This window comes from Porcipelethomonas ammoniilytica (genome assembly GCF_025567485.1).
In the GTDB taxonomy this organism is placed as follows: Bacteria; Bacillota; Clostridia; order Oscillospirales; family Ruminococcaceae; genus Porcipelethomonas; species Porcipelethomonas ammoniilytica.
Window position 1 is genome coordinate 56,128 of sequence record NZ_JAOQKH010000006.1, and the last position, 21,371, is coordinate 77,498.

General features: G+C 36.6%; 17 protein-coding genes and 1 pseudogene. 5 read left to right on the plus strand and 13 right to left on the minus strand.

The features are described 5' to 3' along the window. Positions 1-16: 16 nt before the first annotated feature. From OCV67_RS06335 to dapF, 9 genes are all read right to left on the minus strand, one after another. On the minus strand, positions 17-2,419 hold the full coding sequence (locus tag OCV67_RS06335) for a CDP-glycerol glycerophosphotransferase family protein (RefSeq protein ID WP_147643146.1): 2,403 nt from the start codon (positions 2,417-2,419) through the stop codon (positions 17-19). 44 nt (positions 2,420-2,463) lie between these two features. Beyond that, complete coding sequence (gene tagD / locus OCV67_RS06340; protein ID WP_147643147.1) at positions 2,464-2,850, minus strand: glycerol-3-phosphate cytidylyltransferase; 387 nt, start codon at positions 2,848-2,850, stop codon at positions 2,464-2,466. A 269-nt stretch (positions 2,851-3,119) separates the two neighbouring features. Further along, the gene (locus tag OCV67_RS06345; protein WP_147643148.1) at positions 3,120-6,713 is read right to left on the minus strand and encodes a S8 family serine peptidase; all 3,594 of its coding nucleotides are present in this window, start codon (positions 6,711-6,713) and stop codon (positions 3,120-3,122) included. A 120-nt stretch (positions 6,714-6,833) separates the two neighbouring features. Beyond that, entirely contained in the window at positions 6,834-7,754 is a 921-nt protein-coding gene (locus OCV67_RS06350) for an RICIN domain-containing protein (protein ID WP_147643149.1), read from the minus strand. 165 nt (positions 7,755-7,919) lie between these two features. Beyond that, entirely contained in the window at positions 7,920-8,951 is a 1,032-nt protein-coding gene (locus OCV67_RS06355; protein ID WP_147643150.1) for a hypothetical protein, read from the minus strand. After that, entirely contained in the window at positions 8,917-9,423 is a 507-nt protein-coding gene (locus tag OCV67_RS06360) for an RNA polymerase sigma factor (RefSeq protein ID WP_147643151.1), read from the minus strand. Before OCV67_RS06360 ends, OCV67_RS06355 begins: the two co-directional genes overlap by 35 nt. A gap of 124 nt (positions 9,424-9,547) precedes the next feature. Further along, positions 9,548-9,742: a hypothetical protein gene (locus tag OCV67_RS06365; protein ID WP_147643152.1), complete on the minus strand. Its 195-nt coding sequence runs from the start codon at positions 9,740-9,742 to the stop codon at positions 9,548-9,550. A gap of 139 nt (positions 9,743-9,881) precedes the next feature. After that, the gene (locus OCV67_RS06370; RefSeq protein WP_147643153.1) at positions 9,882-11,069 is read right to left on the minus strand and encodes an LL-diaminopimelate aminotransferase; all 1,188 of its coding nucleotides are present in this window, start codon (positions 11,067-11,069) and stop codon (positions 9,882-9,884) included. A gap of 18 nt (positions 11,070-11,087) precedes the next feature. Continuing rightward, a complete protein-coding gene (dapF, locus tag OCV67_RS06375; protein ID WP_147643154.1) occupies positions 11,088-11,936 on the minus strand; it encodes a diaminopimelate epimerase in 849 nt (282 codons plus the stop codon). 220 nt (positions 11,937-12,156) lie between these two features. Here dapF and gatC point away from each other — a divergent pair, with 220 nt between their 5' ends. The 4 genes and pseudogenes from gatC (at position 12,157) to aspS (ending at position 16,796) form a co-directional block, all read left to right on the plus strand. Then, positions 12,157-12,435 (plus strand): Asp-tRNA(Asn)/Glu-tRNA(Gln) amidotransferase subunit GatC, encoded by a 279-nt coding sequence (gatC, locus tag OCV67_RS06380; protein WP_147643155.1) that lies wholly within the window; start codon positions 12,157-12,159, stop codon positions 12,433-12,435. Between the two features lie 20 nt (positions 12,436-12,455). After that, positions 12,456-13,910 carry an Asp-tRNA(Asn)/Glu-tRNA(Gln) amidotransferase subunit GatA gene (gatA, locus tag OCV67_RS06385; RefSeq protein WP_147643156.1) on the plus strand — a complete coding sequence of 485 codons (1,455 nt, stop codon included), beginning with the start codon at positions 12,456-12,458 and terminating at the stop codon, positions 13,908-13,910. A gap of 15 nt (positions 13,911-13,925) precedes the next feature. Next, positions 13,926-15,350 (plus strand): annotated as a pseudogene (gatB, locus tag OCV67_RS06390) (Asp-tRNA(Asn)/Glu-tRNA(Gln) amidotransferase subunit GatB); the annotation flags it as partial. 132 nt (positions 15,351-15,482) lie between these two features. Continuing rightward, complete coding sequence (gene aspS / locus OCV67_RS06395) at positions 15,483-16,796, plus strand: aspartate--tRNA(Asn) ligase (RefSeq protein WP_147643293.1); 1,314 nt, start codon at positions 15,483-15,485, stop codon at positions 16,794-16,796. A gap of 30 nt (positions 16,797-16,826) precedes the next feature. Here the strand turns inward: aspS and OCV67_RS06400 are convergent, their stop codons facing one another. From OCV67_RS06400 to aroF, 3 genes are all read right to left on the minus strand, one after another. Then, on the minus strand, positions 16,827-17,132 hold the full coding sequence (locus OCV67_RS06400; RefSeq protein ID WP_147643157.1) for a Dabb family protein: 306 nt from the start codon (positions 17,130-17,132) through the stop codon (positions 16,827-16,829). Positions 17,133-17,193: 61 nt separating this feature from the next. Further along, the gene (locus OCV67_RS06405; RefSeq protein WP_147643158.1) at positions 17,194-18,048 is read right to left on the minus strand and encodes a prephenate dehydrogenase; all 855 of its coding nucleotides are present in this window, start codon (positions 18,046-18,048) and stop codon (positions 17,194-17,196) included. A gap of 12 nt (positions 18,049-18,060) precedes the next feature. Then, entirely contained in the window at positions 18,061-19,068 is a 1,008-nt protein-coding gene (gene aroF / locus OCV67_RS06410) for a 3-deoxy-7-phosphoheptulonate synthase (protein ID WP_147643159.1), read from the minus strand. Positions 19,069-19,482: 414 nt separating this feature from the next. Between aroF and OCV67_RS13645 the strand changes: the two genes are divergently transcribed. Then, the gene (locus OCV67_RS13645; protein ID WP_147643160.1) at positions 19,483-19,839 is read left to right on the plus strand and encodes a helix-turn-helix domain-containing protein; all 357 of its coding nucleotides are present in this window, start codon (positions 19,483-19,485) and stop codon (positions 19,837-19,839) included. Between the two features lie 9 nt (positions 19,840-19,848). On the opposite strand, the gene pdxR is transcribed toward OCV67_RS13645, so the two are convergent. Further along, positions 19,849-21,243 carry a MocR-like pyridoxine biosynthesis transcription factor PdxR gene (gene pdxR, locus OCV67_RS06420; RefSeq protein WP_147643161.1) on the minus strand — a complete coding sequence of 465 codons (1,395 nt, stop codon included), beginning with the start codon at positions 21,241-21,243 and terminating at the stop codon, positions 19,849-19,851. Positions 21,244-21,371 lie beyond the last annotated feature (128 nt).

The window sequence follows — 21,371 nt, forward strand, 5'->3', positions numbered from 1 at the left end:
TATGCTGTGCTTTTTATTATAAAATTTCTTCCAGTTTTTTTCTTATTCCCGCATTTCTTTTTATATAATCGATGTTCATAGGTTTGATTTTACCGTCTGCAAAATCATACATACCCTGTAAAATTCCCTCTGTACTGTCTTCTACAAGATAGCCTCCAAATTCACGAAAATAACCACCTGGACCGTGTATGTCTGTAGAAAATGACGGTATACCCAAAGAATCAGCTTCATGAAGAACCATTGGAAGTCCTTCATAAAATGATGAAATTATAAATAAATCGCATCTTTTTAAAATTGGCATAGGATTTTGCATAGATTTAATTAAAACAATGCTGTCCCAGCAATTTGTTTGTCGGGCATGTTCAATAGTTTTATTATAAAGAACGCCGAGTCCTCCGATTATTATTAGGCTTGAATCTGGATAAGATTTATGAAATTCTTCAAAAGCGTCAATAAGTCTGAAGTGACCTTTTTCTGGCGAGAATCTTCCGATAGTAATGAATTTCATTCCCGGAGAATTTAAAATATGGTTTACTCCGTTCGGGTGCGGACAGAAAATTTCAGTATCCTTTTGAAATTCGATTGGCATATCGCCCTTTAGAACCACAGCGTCATGATTATGGAAATTATTCATAACCATAATATTATCCTTTCTGCCACTAATCTGATAGGTAGGTTCTGCTATATCAATGGATACCGGAAGAACATGGTCACAAACATTATAAGCCCATTTTAGCAAATGTATATTTTGATTATTTCTTGTTTCTATTTCCTGAAGCATATCATTATGAACGAACACGGTTTTAATAGAGTCAAATTGAGTCAGCATTCCAAGAATGGTGTTTTCATAACCGCCGTAATGTATAACATGTTTAAATTTAATATTATAAAAATGTTTTTTTATTTCTCTTGAGTATGCTTCAGCCATTATTTTTTTATATTTATTTTTTTCTTTTCCTTTTTTCAAGTAATTTTTATGTGCATAATCAGTTTTAAAGTCAAAAGTTATTTCACTGCTTATGGGGATTACTCCGACTTCATCAGGAATTACTTCTGTTCTTGAAGGATCTTCTTTAAGAAGCCGTTCACGGAATGAAAGGTAATAATTGTTTTTGGATAAATCAATATTATCAAGTACGGAAAGAAGAGCAGTTGTAATACCATTTTTAGCAAGATTTCCGGCAAATATCAGAACGTTTTCTTTACCGTTAGGTATAAGTTTTTCTTCGTTTGTGACCGACTTTCCGAGAAATACTCTTTGACAGATTCTCTTAACTGCGTCCGGACTGTCGTAAGTACAGTATTTTTTTATAAATTCCGAGTCGTCGTAATCCTTAGGAGTGTTTATTGCTTCAATGAGTTCATCGACGGTAGCTGCCTGAGGAAATGGAAATTCATCTAAAGATACGTAAATGCCTCTGTTTTGGAAGTATTCTTCCTTATCGTAGGTATAGAGAATTATTTTTTTTCGGGAATTTGCAAAATCATAAAATACGCTGGAATAGTCTGTAATAAGGGTATCAGCCATATTCAATATCTCATAATATTCATATCCTGCCGGAAAAGCCTTGATATGCTTATATGCGTTATCTTCAAATTCCAGCTTCATAAGAGGGTGATATTTTACATACATCAGCTGATTGTCTTTAAGACGGCTGTCCATTTCTTCAAGAAAATGTGTAGTATCGTCTATCACGCCTTCCTGATCGTATTTATTTACTTGACCTCTCCATGTAGGCATATAAACAATTATTTCCTTATTGTCAACCTCAAATTGTTTTCTCAGTTCAGCGCGTCTTTCAGTGTTAAAAAATACGGAATTTCTGGGGTATCCTTCATTTAAAATAGTTGCTTTGCATAGATTTTTCAACATGTACGCACTGACCATTTTTTCTTTCATATATTCATTAGGAAATACCAGATAATCACTGAAAATGAGATTTCTCATAACATTGCCCATATTATAAACTTCGTTTTTAACATCTCGTCCCATATTTTTCAGCGGTGTTCCATGCCATGTATTTAAAATTATCTGTCCGTCTTTTTTTATAAAACGTCTGGGAAATGAAGTATCATTAACAAGATATTTTGATTTTGAAAGAAATTTATAATATTTTAAGGATTCTTCTCTTATAAATTTAACTTTTTTGATTCCGTATTTTTGAAGTAAATTTTTCACATTTTCAGCCATATAAGGCTTGGCAGGTACATATAATTTAAAATGTTTATAGTCTGGATTAGTTGAAAGTTCCCTAGCAATATATAATATATTTCCAGCCATATCCGACCCGTTTCTGGATTCAAGAAATACCATATTTTTATTTAATTTGGATTTCTGATATATATTATAATAAATACTAAACCACAATCGGGATTTTAATTTGTTGACTATTCTTTTTACCGTACTGTTTTTTGCCATTTAATAATTCCTCCGAAATAGAAATTGAAAGTATTTAATATAGTTTATTTTAAATCATTTTTTATTTGAGTAGTAGAAATTTCCGGCGTTCTGGAAAGATATACTACCTCGCAGTAATCTTTCAGAAAATCAAATTTTCCGGTCCAGTCGTCTCCCATTACGAAAGTATCGATTTTAAATTCCTTTACATCGCTGATTTTCTGTTCCCAGTTTTCTTCAGGTATAACAAGGTCTACATATCTTACGGATTCAAGAAGACGTTTTCTTTGTTCATAGGTAAAGTAGCATTTTTTCTGTTTGGAATTCCAGTTAAATTCATCGGTAGATAAAGCTACTATAAGATAATCTCCCAAAGCCTTGGCTCTTTGCAGCAGATTAATATGACCGTAATGAAGAAGATCATAAGTACCGTAAGTAATAACTTTTTTCATTGTTTTAATACTCCTGATATTATTTATTTTATTTTAAAAATTTACCTAATTAACAATTTTCCACTATAATTTTTAGTATATATTAAAATTATGTTTTTGTCAAGAAAAATCAAGAGTGTATTACTTTTTGAAACATAATTTTAAGAATAATGTAAAAGAAATGTTTTTTCTTTATTAATATGTTTTACTTTTTGTTTTATATTAAACGACAAATTTTTTGGTATTAAATGTGAAAAAAATAAGAGACTCATATTATGAGTCTCTTTATATTAATTAAAATGTTTATTTGCAAGATAATGTGCAATTGCAGCGGCGTCGCCGGCAGTTATCTTACCGTCTTGGTTATAATCTGCCCATGCCGGAAGTTCTTCCTTTTTCTGATGAGCCAGCATTTTGGCAATATATGCAGCATCGCCGGCAGTTAGATTGTTATCGCCGTTTGCATCGCCTCTCAGACCCGCCTGAACTGGGATGTAGGCAATTTTGAATCCGTTTATTATAAGGATAGATTCATCATATCCGTTTTCATAGACTTCAGCAGGGGAGTAAGAAAAGCTGCATGGAATGCTGATTTTACGTCCGGTCTCATCAAAGAAACTAATTTTATCAGCAAATGATTCTTCGTCGGACGCACATGCAATTACATCTTCTGAATAATAATAAATTTGTTTTGTAATATTATTCGGATCAATTGTTTCATAGTTTCCTGCCATATCATAAACTTCCACAAAGCTTTCGGTTGAATATTCCGGCAGCTTTATTAAAATGTTATTTTTATACGATGTATTTGCCGGAGCAAAGTACACAGGATATGATTCATCGTTTACCTCATAGCTTACGGCTCCCTGTAATGAGCCGTTATCTGCGGCTTCAATCATAAGATATTCCGTATCTCCGATAATTAGTTTGGAGCAATTGTTTATAACAGGCTTTTCAGTGTCAATAGTAAAGCTTTGAGTTACAACTTTACTGCTGTATTTATCTGACAGAGGAGTTTTGGCCGTTACCCATATCGTATAAGCGGCATTGTTATGAATTTTTCCGTCAGTGTCTCGGAAATCCCAGTTTATTTCAAATGAATTAGACGTTCTTTCGTTAGTTGCATGATCGATATATATATTTCCGCTTCCCAGAATCTCGCTGTAAACCTCTTCCTTATCGGAATTATATATTGATACCTTAACATCATAGCATCTCCGTTTAAAGCAGGTATTTAAAAACAGATTATTAAATGCATTGTCATCATCGTTTGGATTCAGCAGCGGAGAAAAGTAAGGGTGTGACAGCGTTATGTCCAAATCGTCTGTGTCAGACGGTTCATTGTCAAATTCATCTGTGAAAAGACTGTAAAGTTCAATAAGATTCAATCCCGCTGTATTTACACCGTCTGACAAAAAGGAAGCATATTCATTATCGGGATCCTTATAGGCGAACTGTTCAATCAGCTCTGCTGTGTTGTTTTCGCTCCAGTTTCCGCAGAATGTCATAAATGAAAGAGTAAGTGCAGGGGAAGTTTCGTTTTTCAGGTTAATAAAACCGTCTATGAATGTACCGTTTTCAAAAACCTCAAAAATATTATTGTAAGCTTCTTTAGTAAGTATTATTTTAGCCGTTACATGCTTTACACTTGATGGTTCTACCGTTATTTCCTGTAATTCGGCTCCTGTATCGGTATCTTCAAAGACAAGATAATAATCAGCGTCTTTTACAAGTCTCTGAGTATTCCAGCTTAATTCATCATTTTCGTTTACTGCGTCATTGAAAACATCGGCGCTTAGCTGATATGTCTGGGCAGTATCGCTTATATTATGTATATTAAACTGAAGCAAGTATTCTCCGGAAGCGTTTTCTCCCAGTGAAATTTTAGGACGGTAATTATCAGCTTCACTGTTGGAGGATATATAACACGGAGTATTTATCGCATCAGAAACATTTGCCAGTCCGTTTCCCTGAACCCTTGGAGACGCTACCTCAAGACCGTCGCTGGTGCTTATAGGCGTTGCAGTTGACATCAGGAGCTTTGCCATAAGTTCAGTATAATCAGAATTTTTAACAATTCCGTATTTTGAAGCATTTTCCTTTAAATATTGTTTAAGCAGTGCGTTTAAGCCGGCAATCTGCGGAGACGACATTGAGGTTCCGCTCATTGTTGAATAAAGGTTATGCAGTTTTTTATTTGAGTCAGGAACAGAAGAAATAATATTTCCGCCGAATCCTGTTATATCAGGTTTTATAAGCAGAGTTTCAGTAAAATCCCATGATGAAAAGCTGCTCATGACTTCTTTATCATATTTAAGAACAAGCTGAGGAGTCAGACTGAAGCTTACAGTTTTATTTTCCTGTTCTATCATCTTCATTCCTGCGTTGAAGGAAATAAATCCGCTGGGCAGTCCTTGACAATCCATTGTGAGAAGTTTTCCGTTTTCGTCATTGTCATATACGATAAGACCTACTGCTCCCGCTTCAGCGGCATTGTAAGCTTTTTCTGAAAAAGAAATTTTTCCTCTGGAAACAAGCGCTATTTTGCCTTTAACGTTGAGTCCTTTATAATCGTCGGCTTCTCCGTTTCCGGGTATTGGAACGTATGCCAATGTTTTTTCATTAAACGCTGCCAAAATGCTTTTCTCTGAGTCAACTATTTCAAAATTGTTTTCATTAACAGTTATTGCATAAGTTTCCTCAAAATAGTTTTGTGCGGAACCAACAGACAATACGCTTTTCAGGTTATTTGAAAACCCTCCGGTGCTGTAGTCCAGGAAGTTATTTTCAATTACTTCAAGTTTTCCGTCGTTGCCGGCAGATGAACAGAACATGACGCCGGTGCCGGTAATATTGTTAATAGCTTCATATGATGGTTCAAACAATTTTTCTTCAAGCGTTATACCGCTTGCGCCGTAGCTGGTATTTATAACGTCTGCACCAAGATAAAGGCAGTCGTCATAAGCTGCAAAAAGATTTTCATCGCTAAGACTGATGTCTGACATAAGAACGAGCTGTGCGTCAGGAGCGACGCCCTGCGGATCGTACTTGCTGCTGGTTTCAGCTTCTCCGTTGCCTGCTGCAATTCCTGCAACATGAGTACCGTGAGTGTGAAAGTATTTCAGAGTATCGGTTGTTTGCGAACAGTAATTAAATGCATATGGAATTTTATTATTTACATAATAGCTAGCTCCTTTTTTCTGGGTAGCTGATAGGTAAGGGGAGATGTTTATAATGTCTTTTTTTGTCAGCCTTCCTTCAGCACCGTCCGGAAGAGACAAGAATTCATGGTATCGGTCAAAGGAATTGTCTATTACGGCAATTACAATTCCTTCTCCTTTATAGTCCGTTTCGGAAGCACCTACGGTTTCCAGTACTTTATCTGTCAGTTCGGAATAGGAAAATATTGAATCTTTGCTTTCAGTCTGGGCATTAAGCGTATCGATTTCTTCCGATTCATCTCCTCTGGGGGAAATCTCATAAATATCGGATATTACCATAGAATTTAGATCATTTTTTATGATTTTGTATTCATTATGGGAAATGTCAACAGAAAATCCGTTATACGCCGCTGTGTATTCATATTTTGGCGAAAGCGATTTTTTCCCCAGCAGTTTAGCAAGATATTCTTTGGCAAATTCATGTTCTTGTTCAATTGTTTCGTAGGCAGATTGTCCTTCGTCAGTAAAAATAAATTTGTCCACTCCAAGAGATTGTGCCTCGGGATACTTTGCCAGCGGCTCTCCGGGAAGCTTTATAATGCAATTAAATAAAGTGTCATTATAGTCTTTTTCATAAATAGACGCAATAACATGAGAGCTTGCAGACATAAACAGTGATACGGTCATTACTGCGGAGGTCAGAAATGAGATTATTTTTTTCATGTGGTTTCCTTTCTTTATAATTATTTTTATAATTACATTATATCTTATTTTTCCTTATTAGTCAATTAAATGTAAATATAAAAAAATCTTCCTATAATTTATAGGAAGATTTTTTATTAATTATGCCTTCACAAACATCCACTGCTCGTTATATGTATTGTGATAAGGGTGCCAGATTGTTTTTGCCAGATTTGATGTAGAACCGTATTGAACAACCAGACAATATGATAAGTTAGGCATGTGCAGTTTGTATGTACCGTTATCATTTTCATAAATATCTATGTTCATACTTGAATTTTTGACTACGCCGTAATTATCGGTGGAATAGTTTACATTTATATATCCCGGATATGTTGTGGATTTTGTTTTAATTTGATAATTACCGCTTGAAGTTTTAATAATTTCCCACTTCTGATTATTGCCGCTGTTTAATGTATTTTGTACCAAGCCGCCGGTAGTTTCATTTAACTGAAGATATTTTCCGCTGTTCGCATTAATAATATAATAAGTACCTCTAGCGATTTCTGCCTGATTTCCGTCTTCCAGTACCCATTTCTGACTGCTTGAGGCTGTATATTCAGCCCAACCCACAACAGATGTGGAGTTATATACATCAAGAGCTCTCCAGGTATTACCGTCCTGTTTTAAAATGCAGTAAGTTCCATCTGTATTTACTGATAAAGAAATCTTTAGTGATGATCCAACTACGGCTCTTGGAAAATCAGCTGCGTAATTTGCACCAGTTGTTACATAGCTTCCTGTGTGAACGGATTTCAGAGTATTGTTTTGATAAACAAAACGTTGATTATTACCGCCCATAAAAGAATGTTGTATTAATTCTTTGTAACTTGGAGCTGCAACGTCAAGATATAAATTGCTTTTGTAATTTCTTATATAATATGTATTATTTGCAGAAATCGTCATAGCTTCTGCCGATACAATTCTTGCATTGATTTCGTCTGCATAAACATTAGTTATAGGACAGCAAAACAGCATGCATATTAATAAATAAGAAAATACGCTTTTAAAAATCTTTTTCATAATTTAAACCTCTTTTTTTATAATATATAATCCAGATTATATTTTCATTATACATATTTTGACATTTTTTTCAATATATTTTTTTATAATTAATATAATATTTGCTTTTATTTAATAATTTGTTCATAAATAAATAAAAAGTCCGGAATTTCCGGACTTTTTAAATTATTCTTTTTCGTATATGAGATTGTCATTAATATAAACTTGTGAAATGTTGTCCGGGTCTATAGGTTCATCGAATATCCATTGAGCATGATGATACGGTGATTTACCATCTTCATATGTGGAATATCCGCCGTTAAACAGCGGATTTACATATATGATACTTTCATCAGTCATAATTAGTTTTAATTCGTTATCATTAATAACTGTTTCTCCGCTGCTTTCTATTATCGCAGATAAAGGTGTAATTATAAGGTCAGTTATTTGATAATTAACTTCTTTAGGATAATTATTATAGCCTACATGCAAAGTATTTATGTTGCCGAAATTTAATGTAAAGCTGATTCTGAAAATGTCAAAATCATTTTCCCATTCATGACTTTGAAGATCTATATATTTTTTTCCGCTGTTAATGTCAATGAAAGTTTGTCTGGCTTTTTCATCTTCGCTTATATTATTTGAATTATAATTTGAAAGATAAATATCTACATTGTTGTTTTCGGAAAAATATTGTTCGCATAAATTGTATTTTATTATTAGATTTCCTGTATTTTCATCTTCATAGGCATCAAGATTGCCTGAATATCCTGATTCATAATCTATACCATCTGAATTCAGAGCAATGAACTGTATTTGTTCGGCGTCTATGCCTTCCGGTTTTACAATACAGTAAATGTTCAGTTTATCAGCAATCATTCCAACGGGAGTAAAACTTATATCGCTGCTGCTGGATTCATAGCTGAAATTTTCCATTTCGCCTATAAGACTAGTTTCAACATCTGTTATTTCCATATCTGTTGACGTTTCTGAAAAGAAAGTTCTAATCCATTCAAATCCGCCGCTTTCAGCTGCCGCCCATGTACCGCATGTAAGGGCTGCTGCTGCTGCCGCCATCACCGGAATAAAGCGGATTTTTCTTTTAGGCTTGTATTGTGATGTGTTTACGCTGCTTTCAGCCTCTTTTATTATTCTTTCCGTACAATTTTCATTCATAGAAATTTTATTCATAGTTTCCATATATAAGTTTTTGTTCATATTCTTCTTCCTCCTTAAGCTTTTTTTCAATGAGCTTTCTGCCTCTTTGTAAATGTGTTTGAACGGTGGATTCTTTTCTGCTTGTTATTTCTGAAATTTCTTTAACGGAATACTGTTCGTAGTAATAAAGGTGAATGACTATTCTGTATTTTTCCGGAATTGACATTAGAACATCTATAAGCTCAGACTGTGATTCGTTCATAGAATATACTTCTCTGCATTCTTCCAGTGAAGTTTTGGTTTTGTACCATGATGATTTAAAAATATCTTTGCACTTATTAACAGTTACTCTTATAAGCCATGCTTTTTCTTCGTTTTCACTTTGAAATACACGATCTAAGGTGTAGAATTTCAAAAATACTTCCTGAGATATGTCTTCAGCGTCCGATTTGTTTCCGCAGTATGAATAAGCAGCACGGAAAACAGTGTTTTTATACTTTTCGAGTTTTTGGCAGAATATAATGTTATCCATTGCATCAGCTCCTTTCGTTCATTTTTTGAAGCTTCATTAATAAAACGATTTGGGAATACATAAAATCTCAGTTTTTAGTAAAAAAATTAAGGGACGCTTAAAATTCGTCCCTTATAAGATAACTTTATTTTTTTTCAATATCTTCTTTTACACTTGAAGGCAGGCAGAAATCGTATAAAGCTTCATACGAATCATATTCAGATTCCGTCAACACGGCGGAGGGTATCAAGCCGGTACACTCGTTTGAAGAGCCTGCTTCATTAAACATTATATCCTCGTAGGCAGGGGTCACAGGATAATCTTTTTTTGATTTTTTCATTTGCTTTTCCTCCTTTTTTATAGTGTGAGAGAAAAAGCTTGTAATATTCATAAATTATTTTTTAAAAAAATATTGTATAGATGAAGTCAGATATTATTGCGGCAATACAACAGTGCCGCAGTATTTATTGTTTTAATCATTATTTTTTCATAAGACTTTTAAGTCTGTTCATTGCTTCAATAGTGTTTTCTCTGTCTCCGAAAGAAGTGAGTCTGAACCAGCCTGCGCCGTTTTTACCGAAGCCCTCGCCCGGAGTTCCTACTACATAAATATTGTTCAAAAGATAATCAAAAAATTCCCAGCTTCCCATATTATTCGGGCATTTCAGCCAGATATAAGGAGAATTTACGCCGCCTGTGTACTTGATACCCAGTTCGTCCATTGTATCGGCAATGATTTTTGCATTTTCCTTGTAATAAGCGATATTTTCACGAGTCTGTTTCTGTCCTTCTTCAGAAAATACAGCCGCAGCCGCACACTGTACAGGATAAGATACGCCGTTAAATTTTGTGGAAAGTCTTCTGTACCAGAGTTTGTAGATGTTTGTACCGTCAAGCTCAAGCTCTTTAGGAATTACAGTATAACCGCATCTTGTACCGGTAAATCCGGCAGTTTTTGAAAGCGAGCACATTTCAATTGCGCATGTTCTTGCACCTTCAATTTCCATAATACTTCTTGGTATATCATCTTCGGTAATGAATGCTTCATATGCAGCGTCATATATGATAAGAGAATTATTTGCATTTGCATAGTCGACCCAAGCCTTAAGCTGTTCCTTGTTTAAGCATGCGCCTGTAGGATTGTTAGGGGAGCAGAGATATATGATATCTGCCTTTACGTCAGGATCGGGCATTGCACAGAAATTATTTTCTTCTGTACCGTCCGCATAGAGGATTTTTCTGCCTGCCATAATGTTTGAATCAACATACACCGGATAAACAGGGTCTGTTACCAGAATTACGTTGTCTTCTGCAAAAATGTCGCCGATATTACCAGCGTCGCTTTTAGCTCCGTCATTTACAAGAATTTCATCGGCTGATACGTTAACTCCGAAGCTTTTGTAGTAATCTGAAATGGCAGTTCTTAAAAATTCGTATCCTTCGTAATCAGGGTAGCCTTTGAAAGTTTCCTTTACACCTAATTCGTCACATCCCTTTTTCATCGCTTCAACAACTACGGGTGCCAGAGGAAGAGTAACGTCGCCGATACCCAGTCGGATAAGTTTTTTATCAGGATTTGCTTTTATAAATTCGTTAGTCTTTTTTGCGATGTCTGCAAAAAGATAGTTTGGAACAAGGTTTTCAAAATTCTTGTTTACTTTTGTCATTGTATTACTCCTTAAAATTTATTTTATATGACTTACATCAACGTCTCCGTCACAGATAAGTGCGGCAGGACCTTTCATAATAACAGTACCGTCAGAGTTCCATGTTATTTTCAGGTCGCCTCCTCTGAGATGAACGGTGACTTCCTCGTCATGATTACAGTAGCCGTTGAGTACTGACGCTACAACCGAGGCGCATGCGCCTGTTCCGCAGGCGAAAGTTTCACCGCTTCCTCTTTCCCAAACTCTCATATTAAGAGTATGGGAATCAATAACTTCTATGAATTCAGTATTGATTCTGTCGGGGAAGAGCTTGTGATTTTCAAAAGACGGACCGATTTTCTCCAGTTCAAGATCTTTAATATCGTCCATATATACAATAGCGTGAGGATTGCCCATTGATACGCAGGTGATTTTATATTCCTTTCCATCAACCTCTACAGGTTCGGAAATAAATCTTTCCTTATCGGAATTTACCGGAATATCTTTCGGTGTAAGTATAGCTTTGCCCATATCTACCTCAACAAATTCTACTTTGCCGTTTTCCGGAAACAGTGTGAGGTACTTTATGCCTGAATTGGTTTCAAGAGTAATTTCAGTTTTATCCGTCAGACCTTTATCATAAACATATTTTCCGATGCAGCGTGTAGCGTTTCCGCACATCATTGCCTCAGAACCGTCCGCATTGAAAATTCTCATTCTGAAATCAGCCTTATCGGAAGGCATAATCAGAACCAGTCCGTCAGAGCCTATGCCCTTACGGCGGTCGCTTACATATATGGAAACTTTTTCGGGGTTGTCAACTTTTTCTTCAAAGCAGTTTACATATATGTAATCGTTGCCGATACCGTGCATTTTTGTAAATTTCATTTTTATCGCCCCTTTGATTTAAATTAACAATATAAGTATATATTATTTTCTGTAAAAAATCAACAAGCTTTTAGAAAAAATGCAATATTATAGAAATAAAACGATATAAAATTATTAGTTTTGCAAGTAATAATAAAAAAAATCTTGCAATGATTGCTAAAATGTAGTATAATTTAATAAGTTTATTCTAATGAAATAATGCAGAAACGAGGGATTTGATTTGGATCTTGAAATGGTGTCGTATCTTTCCAAACTTGGAAAGCTTTCATTTACTGATGAAGAACTGAAAAAAACAGCTGAAGAAATGACCAGTATCATCGAAATTATGGATACAATCAAGGAAATTGACGTTGAATACAATGCGCTTGCAGATAATAAGAATGTATATCTGAACAATCTGCGTGAGGACGAATCGGAAGCCAGTATGCCTACGGAAAAAATACTCCAGAATGCAGTTAACAGTCAAAACTGCTTTGTTGTTCCTAAGGTTGTTGAATAATTCGGATAAGAGGTTAGGATATGGATATTACAAAACTTAAAATAAGAGACATGAGAAAGATGCTGGACAGCGGTGAAATTTCTGCTTCCGAGCTTACTCAGGGTTATATTGAGAGAATAAAAAAATATGACGGTAATGTAAAAAGCTATATTACTGTTACGGAAGAAAATGCGCTTGAAAGCGCTAAAGCGGCTCAGGAAAAAATCAAAGCCGGAAATGCTGCGCCTCTTTGCGGTATTCCTATGGCTATAAAGGACAATATCTGTACGGACGGTGTTAAAACGACCTGTGCTTCAAAAATGCTTGAAAATTTTATTCCGCCTTATAACGCTACAGTTATGGAAAAGCTTGATGCGCAGAATATTGTTATGCTGGGAAAAGTTAGTATGGACGAATTTGCTATGGGCGGTTCAACTCAGACTTCCGCTTTTGCAAAGACAAAAAATCCTTACGATCTGAACAGAGTTCCCGGAGGTTCTTCGGGCGGTTCGGCGGCAAGTGTTTCCGCCTCCCTTTGTGCGGGAGCATTAGGCTCCGATACGGGCGGTTCGATCAGACAGCCTGCGGCATTCTGCGGTGTTACCGGTCTGAAACCGACTTACGGCAGAGTTTCACGTTACGGTCTTGTAGCTTTCGCTTCATCTCTTGACCAGATCGGTCCTCTTGCAAAGGACGCTCACGACTGTGCAGTGATTTTAAACGCTATTGCCGGTTATGACAGACATGACGGTACTTCTTCAAAAAATCCTACTGAGGATTTTACCGCTAAAATCGGAATGGATATGAAGGGCGTTAAAATTGCCATTCCAAAAGAATTTTACGGAGAAGGCATTGATAAAGAAGTTGCAGACGAAGTACTGAAAGCTGCTGAAACATACAAGCAAATGGGTGCGGAACTTATAGAATGCAGTATGCCGAGTCTTAAATATGCCGTTCCTGCATACTACCTGATTTCTTCTGCCGAGGCATCCTCAAATCTCTCAAGATATGACGGTATCAAGTACGGTCACCGCAGTGAGATCGGTGAAAACTTTAACGAGCTTATCTGTAATTCAAGGGCGGAGGGATTTGGCAGTGAAGTTAAGAGAAGAATACTTCTCGGAAACTATGCTCTCTCCAGCGGCTACTATGACGCATATTACGGTAAGGCTCTTGCACTGAGACAGAAAATATCAGCGGAATATGACAGTATTTTTGAAAAGTGCGATATGATATTGACTCCTACTACGCCTTCCGTTGCTTATAATGCAGACGAAAATGTATCAGATCCTGTAAAAATGTACAAGGCTGATATCTGTACCGTAACAGTAAACATTGCCTCTCTTCCGGCTATATCTACAACATGCGGATATAACAAGGACGGTATGCCTGTTGGTATGTCAATTATCGGAAAGAAGTTCGACGAGGCTTCTATCATCGGCGCTGCGGACGCTTTTGAAAAAACTTTCGCTTATAAAGCGCCGGAAATGGTTTAAAGGAGGAGAAGAATAATGTCATCATATATTCCGGTTATCGGTCTTGAAGTTCATGCCGAGCTTTTAACTAAATCAAAGGTTTTTTGTACCTGTAATGCAGAATTCGGCGGAGACCCTAATTCACGCTGCTGCCCTGTTTGCACAGGTATGCCCGGAACTTTGCCGGTAATTAACCAGACTGCTGTTGAATATGCGGTAAAAGCAGGCTTTGCTCTTGGCTGTGATATCAATAAATTTTCAGTATTTGACCGTAAAAATTATTTCTATCCCGATCTTCCAAAGGCTTATCAGATCTCGCAGCTGAATCTTCCCCTTTGTATAAACGGTGTTGTTACGATTGAAGTTGACGGAAAGAAAAAGGATATCCGTGTAAACCGTATCCATCTTGAAGAGGACGCAGGTAAGCTTGTTCATGACGACTTCAACGCTGTTTCTCTTGCCGACTACAACAGATGCGGAGTACCGCTTATAGAAATCGTTACTGAACCTGATATTTCTTCCGCAGAAGAAGCAAAGGCTTTTGTGGAAAAAGTAAGTCTGCTTTTACAGTACGCAGGAGTTTGCGACTGTAAAATGGAGCAGGGTTCTCTCAGAGCAGATGTAAACGTTTCCATTATGAAACCGGAAGATAAGGAATTCGGTACGAGAACAGAGTGCAAAAACTTAAACTCCTTGAAATCGATCGGACGTGCTATAGATTTTGAAATCAAGCGCCAGTCCAGACTTCTTGACATGGGTAAAAAGGTCATTCAGGAAACAAGACGTTTTAACGATAACAGAGGCGAAACCACTTCCATGAGAACCAAAGAAGACGCTCATGATTATCGTTACTTCCCTGAACCTGATATTTTACAGGTTAATTTTACTGATGAAATGCTTGATGAAATAAAAGCAAAGCTTCCGGAAATGCCTCATAAGCGTCTGGCAAGATATACGGGTGAGTATGGTCTTTCAGAGGTTGACGCTAAAATTCTTGTTAATCAGAAGCGTGTTTCAGACTTCTTTGACGAATCGCTTAAAGTATATAACAATCCTAAGAGCGTTGCTAACTTTATTATTGTAGAACTGCTCCGTCGTGTGAATTTAGGAGAGGTCTCAATGGATAGTCTGCCTTTTGAAGCAGACGCATTTGCAAAGCTGGTTGAAATGGCTGATACAGATAAGGTTTCTAAAAACGATGCTAAGAAAATCCTTCGTGAAATGATCTCAAGCGGCAAGTCTCCAGAGGAAATTGCCAAGGAAAAAGGAATGCTTATCGTTAATGATATGGCAAAGGTTGCAGAAGTAATTGATTCTGTATTAAAGGCAAATGAGACAGCAGCTCAGCAGTACCGAAACGGCGAAACAAAGGTTTTCGGTTTCCTTATGGGACAGTGTTCAAAACAGCTTAAAGGCGCTTGTACTCCAAAGATAATTAAAGAAGAACTTGAAAAGAATCTTTCAGAGAGTACCGCTGCGTCTGACATAAGCGAGGACAGTAAATCCGAAGAAATTGTTTCTGCTGAAACTCAGCTTAATATGACGGCTTATAACGATGTAAACAAATACAAGCCCGGTACTAAGAAAAATATAATGCAGATAGGTACTGATACACTTAAAAAAGAATTTGTATTGTCTGACGCTGTTGACAATATCGGCAAGGATATTACACTTAGCTGCTGTGTTTATAAAATCAGAAATATGAGTGAGTTTTCATTTATCGTTGTACGTACGGGAAGATATCTGATTCAGACTATTTATTCTCCTGAAAATTGTAAGGACAGTATTGATGGTCTTAAAGAGGGATATTTTGTTAATATTACAGGTACTGTAACAGAAAATGAAAAGGGTTACAACGGAATTGAGCTTGTTCTGAAAAATATCAGTCTTATTTCAAGTCCTGCTGAGGAATATCCTCTGCATGTTCCTAATAAGCGTTTGGGCTGTACACTTGATATTAATCTCAATAATCGTTCAGTAGCTTTGAGAAATGCTTATGAAAGAGCTATCTTTAAACTACAGGAGGGTGTATGCAACGGATTCAGAGAATTTATGCTGAAAGAAAACTTCACTGAAATCCATACTCCGAAAATTGTTGCACAGGGTGCTGAGGGCGGTTCAAATATTTTCCATCTGGAATATTTTGACAAACCGGCATTCTTGAATCAGTCGCCGCAGTTCTATAAACAAACTGCCGTTGCGTTCTTTGACAGAGTTTTTGAAATCGGACCTGTTTACCGTGCGGAAAAACATGCAACTTCAAGACATATTAATGAGTATATCGGTCTTGACTTTGAAATGGGTTACATTGACAGTATGTATGACGTTATGGCAATGGAAACAGCTATGCTGAAATACGTTATGGATTACATCAGGGAAAATTATGCAAATGAAATTGAAATTTTGGAGGCAGAAGTACCTGTGATCAATGAAATCCCATGTGTTACGCTTCTTGAAGCTAAAGAAATTCTTGGAAACAAGGGTTCGGGAAATAAGCTTGACCTTGAACCTGAGGACGAAGTTTCAATTTGTGAGTATGCTAAGGAAGAATTTGACAGCGATTTTATTTTCGTAACTCATTTTCCATCATCTAAACCACCGTTTTATGCTATGGATTCTAAAGAAGACCCAAGACTTGCGTATAAGTTTGACCTTCTTTTCAGAGGTCTTGAAATAACAAGCGGCGGACAGAGAATTCATGATTATGACGAGCAGGTAACTAAGATGAAAGCTCAGGGACTTAATCCTGACGATTTCAAATATTATCTTGAAGCCCATAAATACGGTCTGCCACCTCACGGCGGTCTTGGAATCGGTCTTGAAAGACTTGTAATGAAAATTATTAATGCTCAGAATATCAGAACATGCAGTATGTTCCCGAGAGATATTAACAGACTTTTACCGTAAAATAAAAATCCCTGCGTCAGCAGGGATTTTTTAATATTCATAATCAATACATGCTCTTGATTCTCTGACTTGAGTTATGAATTTTCCGAATTTCAAATGCTCCGGATGGTTCTGATATGCATTTAAATCGTCAATACTTGCAAAATCACATATTAAAGCAAGGTCATAGTTGCTGTCGGGAGCGTCGGGTGAATTTGTAACAGCCTTGAAGTCTTTCATTACGGGAATCAGCGCTTTGAAATTTTTAAGCATTTCCAGTGCGGTATCAAGATTTTCTTTTTTAGTCTTACCGTCTGCATTTTCTGACAGCTTGAACATTACGATATGTTTTATCATAATTAATTCTCCTTTGATTTTTATAACCTTATTATACCACTGACTTTATTATTTAACAAGTTTATTCGCTTTCTTTTGTGCGTTGCTTTAAATTTTCTTCTTTGAGGATACGACCGTCTTTAAGAAGCTGTTCAAGAGTATCGCTGTCGTTATCGGCAATAGCGTCCCGATATTCTGTCAGATGCTTTATAAGCTCGTCAATTTCAAACACAAGGCAGTCACGGTTCGACATAAAAAGTGTAGTCCACATTGTTTCGTTCAGTGTTGCCACTCTTGTCATATCCTTAAAGCTTCCGGCGCTGAAACCAAGTTCTTTCTGCATTGTGGGACTTTTAACGTATGCACTGGAAACTACATGGGCAAGCTGGGAGGTATAAGCGATTATGCTGTCGTGGTCAAACGGAGACGTCTCTACGATTTTACCGAATCCCATGTCTCTTGCCAGAGTTTCAACAGTCAGGACAGAGTTTTTGTCAGTTTCCGGCAGAGGTGTTACAATAAAATTAGCGCCGATAAACAGTGAGCCGTCTGAAAAATCAAAACCGAAACGCTCTTTGCCTGCCATAGGGTGAGTGCCGACATAATTTACGCCATGTTCAGCGGCAAGTTTTGTCATATTGATCGTCATCTGACCTTTTATTCCGCATACATCAGTAAGTATACAGCCCTTTTTGAACTTACTCATATTGTCTCTCATGAACTGTTCGGTAGGCTGCGGATGCAGGCATATTATTACCATATCGAATAAATCAAGCTCAGATGTATCCGCACCTCTTATAATACAGCCGCATTTTACTGCGTCTTCTATTACTTTTTGATTTCTGTTAAGACCATATACTTCATGATTTGTATAGCTGGTAATCGCTTTGCAGTAAGAACCTCCGATAAGACCCAGACCTACAATAAGTATTTTCATTTTTACCATTCCTTATAAAGTTTTATTTTCAAATTCACACAGTTTTTTTACATCTGTCATAACATCGTCAAATGCGTCAGGAGTGAGTGACTGTGCACCGTCGCACAATGCCTTTGACGGTTCCGGATGAACTTCGATCATAAGTCCGTCTGCACCGGCTGCAACTGCTGATTTTGCAAGTGGTCTTATAAGAGAAGATTTGCCTGAAGCATGACTTGGATCCGCAATAACAGGCAAATGAGTTAGATTATGAAGTACCGGAATTGCTGAAACATCAAAAGTATTTCTTGTAGCAGTTTCAAATGTACGGATTCCTCTTTCGCAGAGAATTACATTTTCATTTCCGCCTGACATAATGTATTCAGCACTCATCAGCCATTCTTCAATAGTATTTGCAAGACCTCTTTTTAAAAGAATAGGTTTGCGGCATTTTCCGATTTCTGCAAGCATTTCAAAATTCTGCATGTTTCTTGCGCCGATTTGAATAATATCAACATCGTTGAACAGATCCAGATGTTCAAGGCTCATTAGTTCTGTTACAATAGGAAGTCCGGTTTCTTTTTTTGCAGTCAGAAGAAGCTCCAGTCCTTTTGCTTTAAGACCTCTGAATGCGTAAGGTGAAGTACGGGGTTTAAAAGCTCCGCCTCTTAAAAAGTTTGCGCCGGAAGCTTTTACTGCTTTTGCACAGTTTACGATTTGTTCTTCGCTTTCAATGGAGCAAGGTCCTGCCATTACTGCAAAATGTCCTCCGCCGATTTTAACTCCGTTTACGTCTATCACAGTATCTTCATTGTGAAATTTTCTGTTGACCAGTTTGTATGGCTCTGATACTCTCTGAACTTTTTCAACAATATCAAGTGCGGCAACGTCTTCAACATCAATCTTTGAGGTGTCGCCAATGAGTCCGATAATAGTTGTTTCAGTACCTGTGCTGAGATGTGTTCTGAATCCTAAATCTTCAAATTTATCTGTCAAATTTTTTATTTCTGTTTCCGTTGAATTTTTGCATACTATAATCATTTGAATTTCTCCTTTAATATTTTGTATTTAATAGTATACCACTTTAAAGTCCAAAAGTCAATAGCTAAAAAAATAATATAATAAAAATTATGAAAAAATAACTTGTTTTGCCGTTATACAGTACCGAAGCTTCGGTTTGTTTGCGGAATCGTTTTTAATAAATCTGCAAATCGCCCCTGCATAAATATTATATTCACTTTTGGGGAAGGTGAGATGTATATTATTTAACTGCTAGGGACGATTTGCAGATCTACTGATTGTATGATTATAAAAAAGGAGAAAGATGTTCGGATAAATTATATTCATTCGGACATCATATTACATATTATACCTCCATTGAGTCTATTTTGTCAATATATTCAAACGGATATATTATAATATCTCTATTAGGCACAAAACAGAAGAGGAATTTTTATGTATTATTATCAAAGATTACGTGATTTACGTGAAGATGCGGATAAAACACAAAAGGAAATTGCAGAATTATTAAATACCAATCAGTCACAATATCAGAAATATGAAAGCGGAAAAAGAGAATTACCGCTTCATCATGCTATAACGCTTTCAAATTTTTATAATGTTTCCATAGACTATATAACAGGCATAACGAATATAAAATACGGTAAAAACAATATGAACACTGAAGAAAAGAACTTGCTTGAACGCTGGAATTGTCTTACTGAAAAGAATAAAGGGAAAGCTGAATACTTTTTTGAACAGCTGCTTAAAAAGCAGCTGCGCAGTGAAAAGGAACAGAAAAAATCCATGTAATTAAAATTTTTATGTCCATGCCTGTTCAAGGCACTTTATACCTTGGGTGATTTCTTTTTCGTCAAGTCCCGAATAACCTGCAACAATACAGCTTTTCGGTACTTTTTCTTTTCCGAAGGAATAATATTCCGATAGTCCGTAGACCTTTACATTTTCCTTAGCAGCTGATTCTACCAGTTGTTTTTCATTCATGCCATTGTTGAGCTTCATAAGTACGTGAAGCCCGGAATCAAGCCCTTTAAGACTAACATAATTTTTCAGTTTGCATGATTCTATAGATTCTGTCAGTGTATCCCGTCTCTGACGGTAAAGCTTTTTCATACGGCGTATATGCCTTTCAAAGTGTCCTCTTCCCATAAACTTAGAAAGGGTCAGCTGTTCGAATACGGGGACTGTACACGCATAAAATCCAAGTTCTTTCATAAATTTTTCAAGAAGCTTTGGAGGAAGTATCATGTAACTGATTCTCATCGAGGGAGCAAGACTTTTGGTAAAAGTATTAATATATATAACTCTGTCTCTGCTGTCAAGACTTTTCATTGCAGGTACCGGTTTTCCGGAGAATCTGAATTCACTGTCATAATCATCTTCTATAATATATCTGTTTGGAGAAGAATATGCCCAGTTTAAAATTTCCGTTCTTCTGCTGACGGGCATAGCGGTTCCCAAAGGAAAATGATGAGAGGGCGTAATGTGTACGGCGTCTGCTTGGGAATTTTTTATGAATCCACATTCCGCACCCAATTCGTCCATAGGTATAGGCAGAATTTTTAAACAATGTGAATTAAAAATTTTAAAAATTTTGGTATATCCCGGGTTTTCAATTCCGTAAACCAGATTTCTTCCCAGAAGCTGTATTATCAGTCCTGTCAAATATTCCGAACCTGCGCCGATTATAACCTGATCCGGATGCACCTCAATGCCTCTGAAGCTTTTGAGATAATCTGAAATTTCAAGACGCAGCTCATAAATACCTCTGGAATCGCATGCGCTTAATAGTTCCGGACTTTGCTCACTTAAAGTTTCTCTTGAAAGCTTTGCCCATGTGGAAAATGGAAACAAACCGGTATCAACCATATTTGTTTTAAAATTATATTTATAATTTTTGCAGCAGGATTTTTCCGGAATATATATGCTGCTGTTTTCCGGCTGCGTACGGTATTGAACCGCTTCTGCGTAGAATCCGCTTCCGGGTCTCGAAGTTATGTATCCCTCTGCCGCAAGCTGTGAATAGGCTGTTTCTACAGTTACCACACTTACTTTCAGGTGTGACGCCAGTTCACGTTTTGAGGGCAGTTTTTCTCCGGATTTTATGCCGCCTGTTTCAAGTTCGTTTCTTATGCGATAATAAAGCTGTTCGTAAAGAGGGGTTTTACTATTTGAATCAAGATTAAATGTTAACATTCCAACCGACCTTATTAAATATTCTAAAACCGACTATTGAAGCAATGTCAATTTAGTAGTATTATTATATCGTATTATAAAAAAACAGTCAAGATGTTTAATTTTAAAATTGGCTGACAGAAAGGTAT

Excerpts from the sequence above, each read along its gene's own strand:
- OCV67_RS06335 (WP_147643146.1), bottom strand. The coding sequence starts at position 2,419 with ATGGCAAAAAACAGTACGGTAAAAAGAATAGTCAACAAATTAAAATCC.
- tagD (WP_147643147.1), bottom strand. The coding sequence starts at position 2,850 with ATGAAAAAAGTTATTACTTACGGTACTTATGATCTTCTTCATTACGGT.
- OCV67_RS06345 (WP_147643148.1), bottom strand. The coding sequence starts at position 6,713 with ATGAAAAAAATAATCTCATTTCTGACCTCCGCAGTAATGACCGTATCA.
- OCV67_RS06350 (WP_147643149.1), bottom strand. The coding sequence starts at position 7,754 with ATGAAAAAGATTTTTAAAAGCGTATTTTCTTATTTATTAATATGCATG.
- OCV67_RS06355 (WP_147643150.1), bottom strand. The coding sequence starts at position 8,951 with ATGAACAAAAACTTATATATGGAAACTATGAATAAAATTTCTATGAAT.
- OCV67_RS06360 (WP_147643151.1), bottom strand. The coding sequence starts at position 9,423 with ATGGATAACATTATATTCTGCCAAAAACTCGAAAAGTATAAAAACACT.
- OCV67_RS06365 (WP_147643152.1), bottom strand. The coding sequence starts at position 9,742 with ATGAAAAAATCAAAAAAAGATTATCCTGTGACCCCTGCCTACGAGGAT.
- OCV67_RS06370 (WP_147643153.1), bottom strand. The coding sequence starts at position 11,069 with ATGACAAAAGTAAACAAGAATTTTGAAAACCTTGTTCCAAACTATCTT.
- dapF (WP_147643154.1), bottom strand. The coding sequence starts at position 11,936 with ATGAAATTTACAAAAATGCACGGTATCGGCAACGATTACATATATGTA.
- gatA (WP_147643156.1), top strand. The coding sequence starts at position 12,456 with ATGGATATTACAAAACTTAAAATAAGAGACATGAGAAAGATGCTGGAC.
- aspS (WP_147643293.1), top strand. The coding sequence starts at position 15,483 with ATGCAGATAGGTACTGATACACTTAAAAAAGAATTTGTATTGTCTGAC.
- OCV67_RS06400 (WP_147643157.1), bottom strand. The coding sequence starts at position 17,132 with ATGATAAAACATATCGTAATGTTCAAGCTGTCAGAAAATGCAGACGGT.
- OCV67_RS06405 (WP_147643158.1), bottom strand. The coding sequence starts at position 18,048 with ATGAAAATACTTATTGTAGGTCTGGGTCTTATCGGAGGTTCTTACTGC.
- aroF (WP_147643159.1), bottom strand. The coding sequence starts at position 19,068 with ATGATTATAGTATGCAAAAATTCAACGGAAACAGAAATAAAAAATTTG.
- OCV67_RS13645 (WP_147643160.1), top strand. The coding sequence starts at position 19,483 with ATGTATTATTATCAAAGATTACGTGATTTACGTGAAGATGCGGATAAA.
- pdxR (WP_147643161.1), bottom strand. The coding sequence starts at position 21,243 with ATGTTAACATTTAATCTTGATTCAAATAGTAAAACCCCTCTTTACGAA.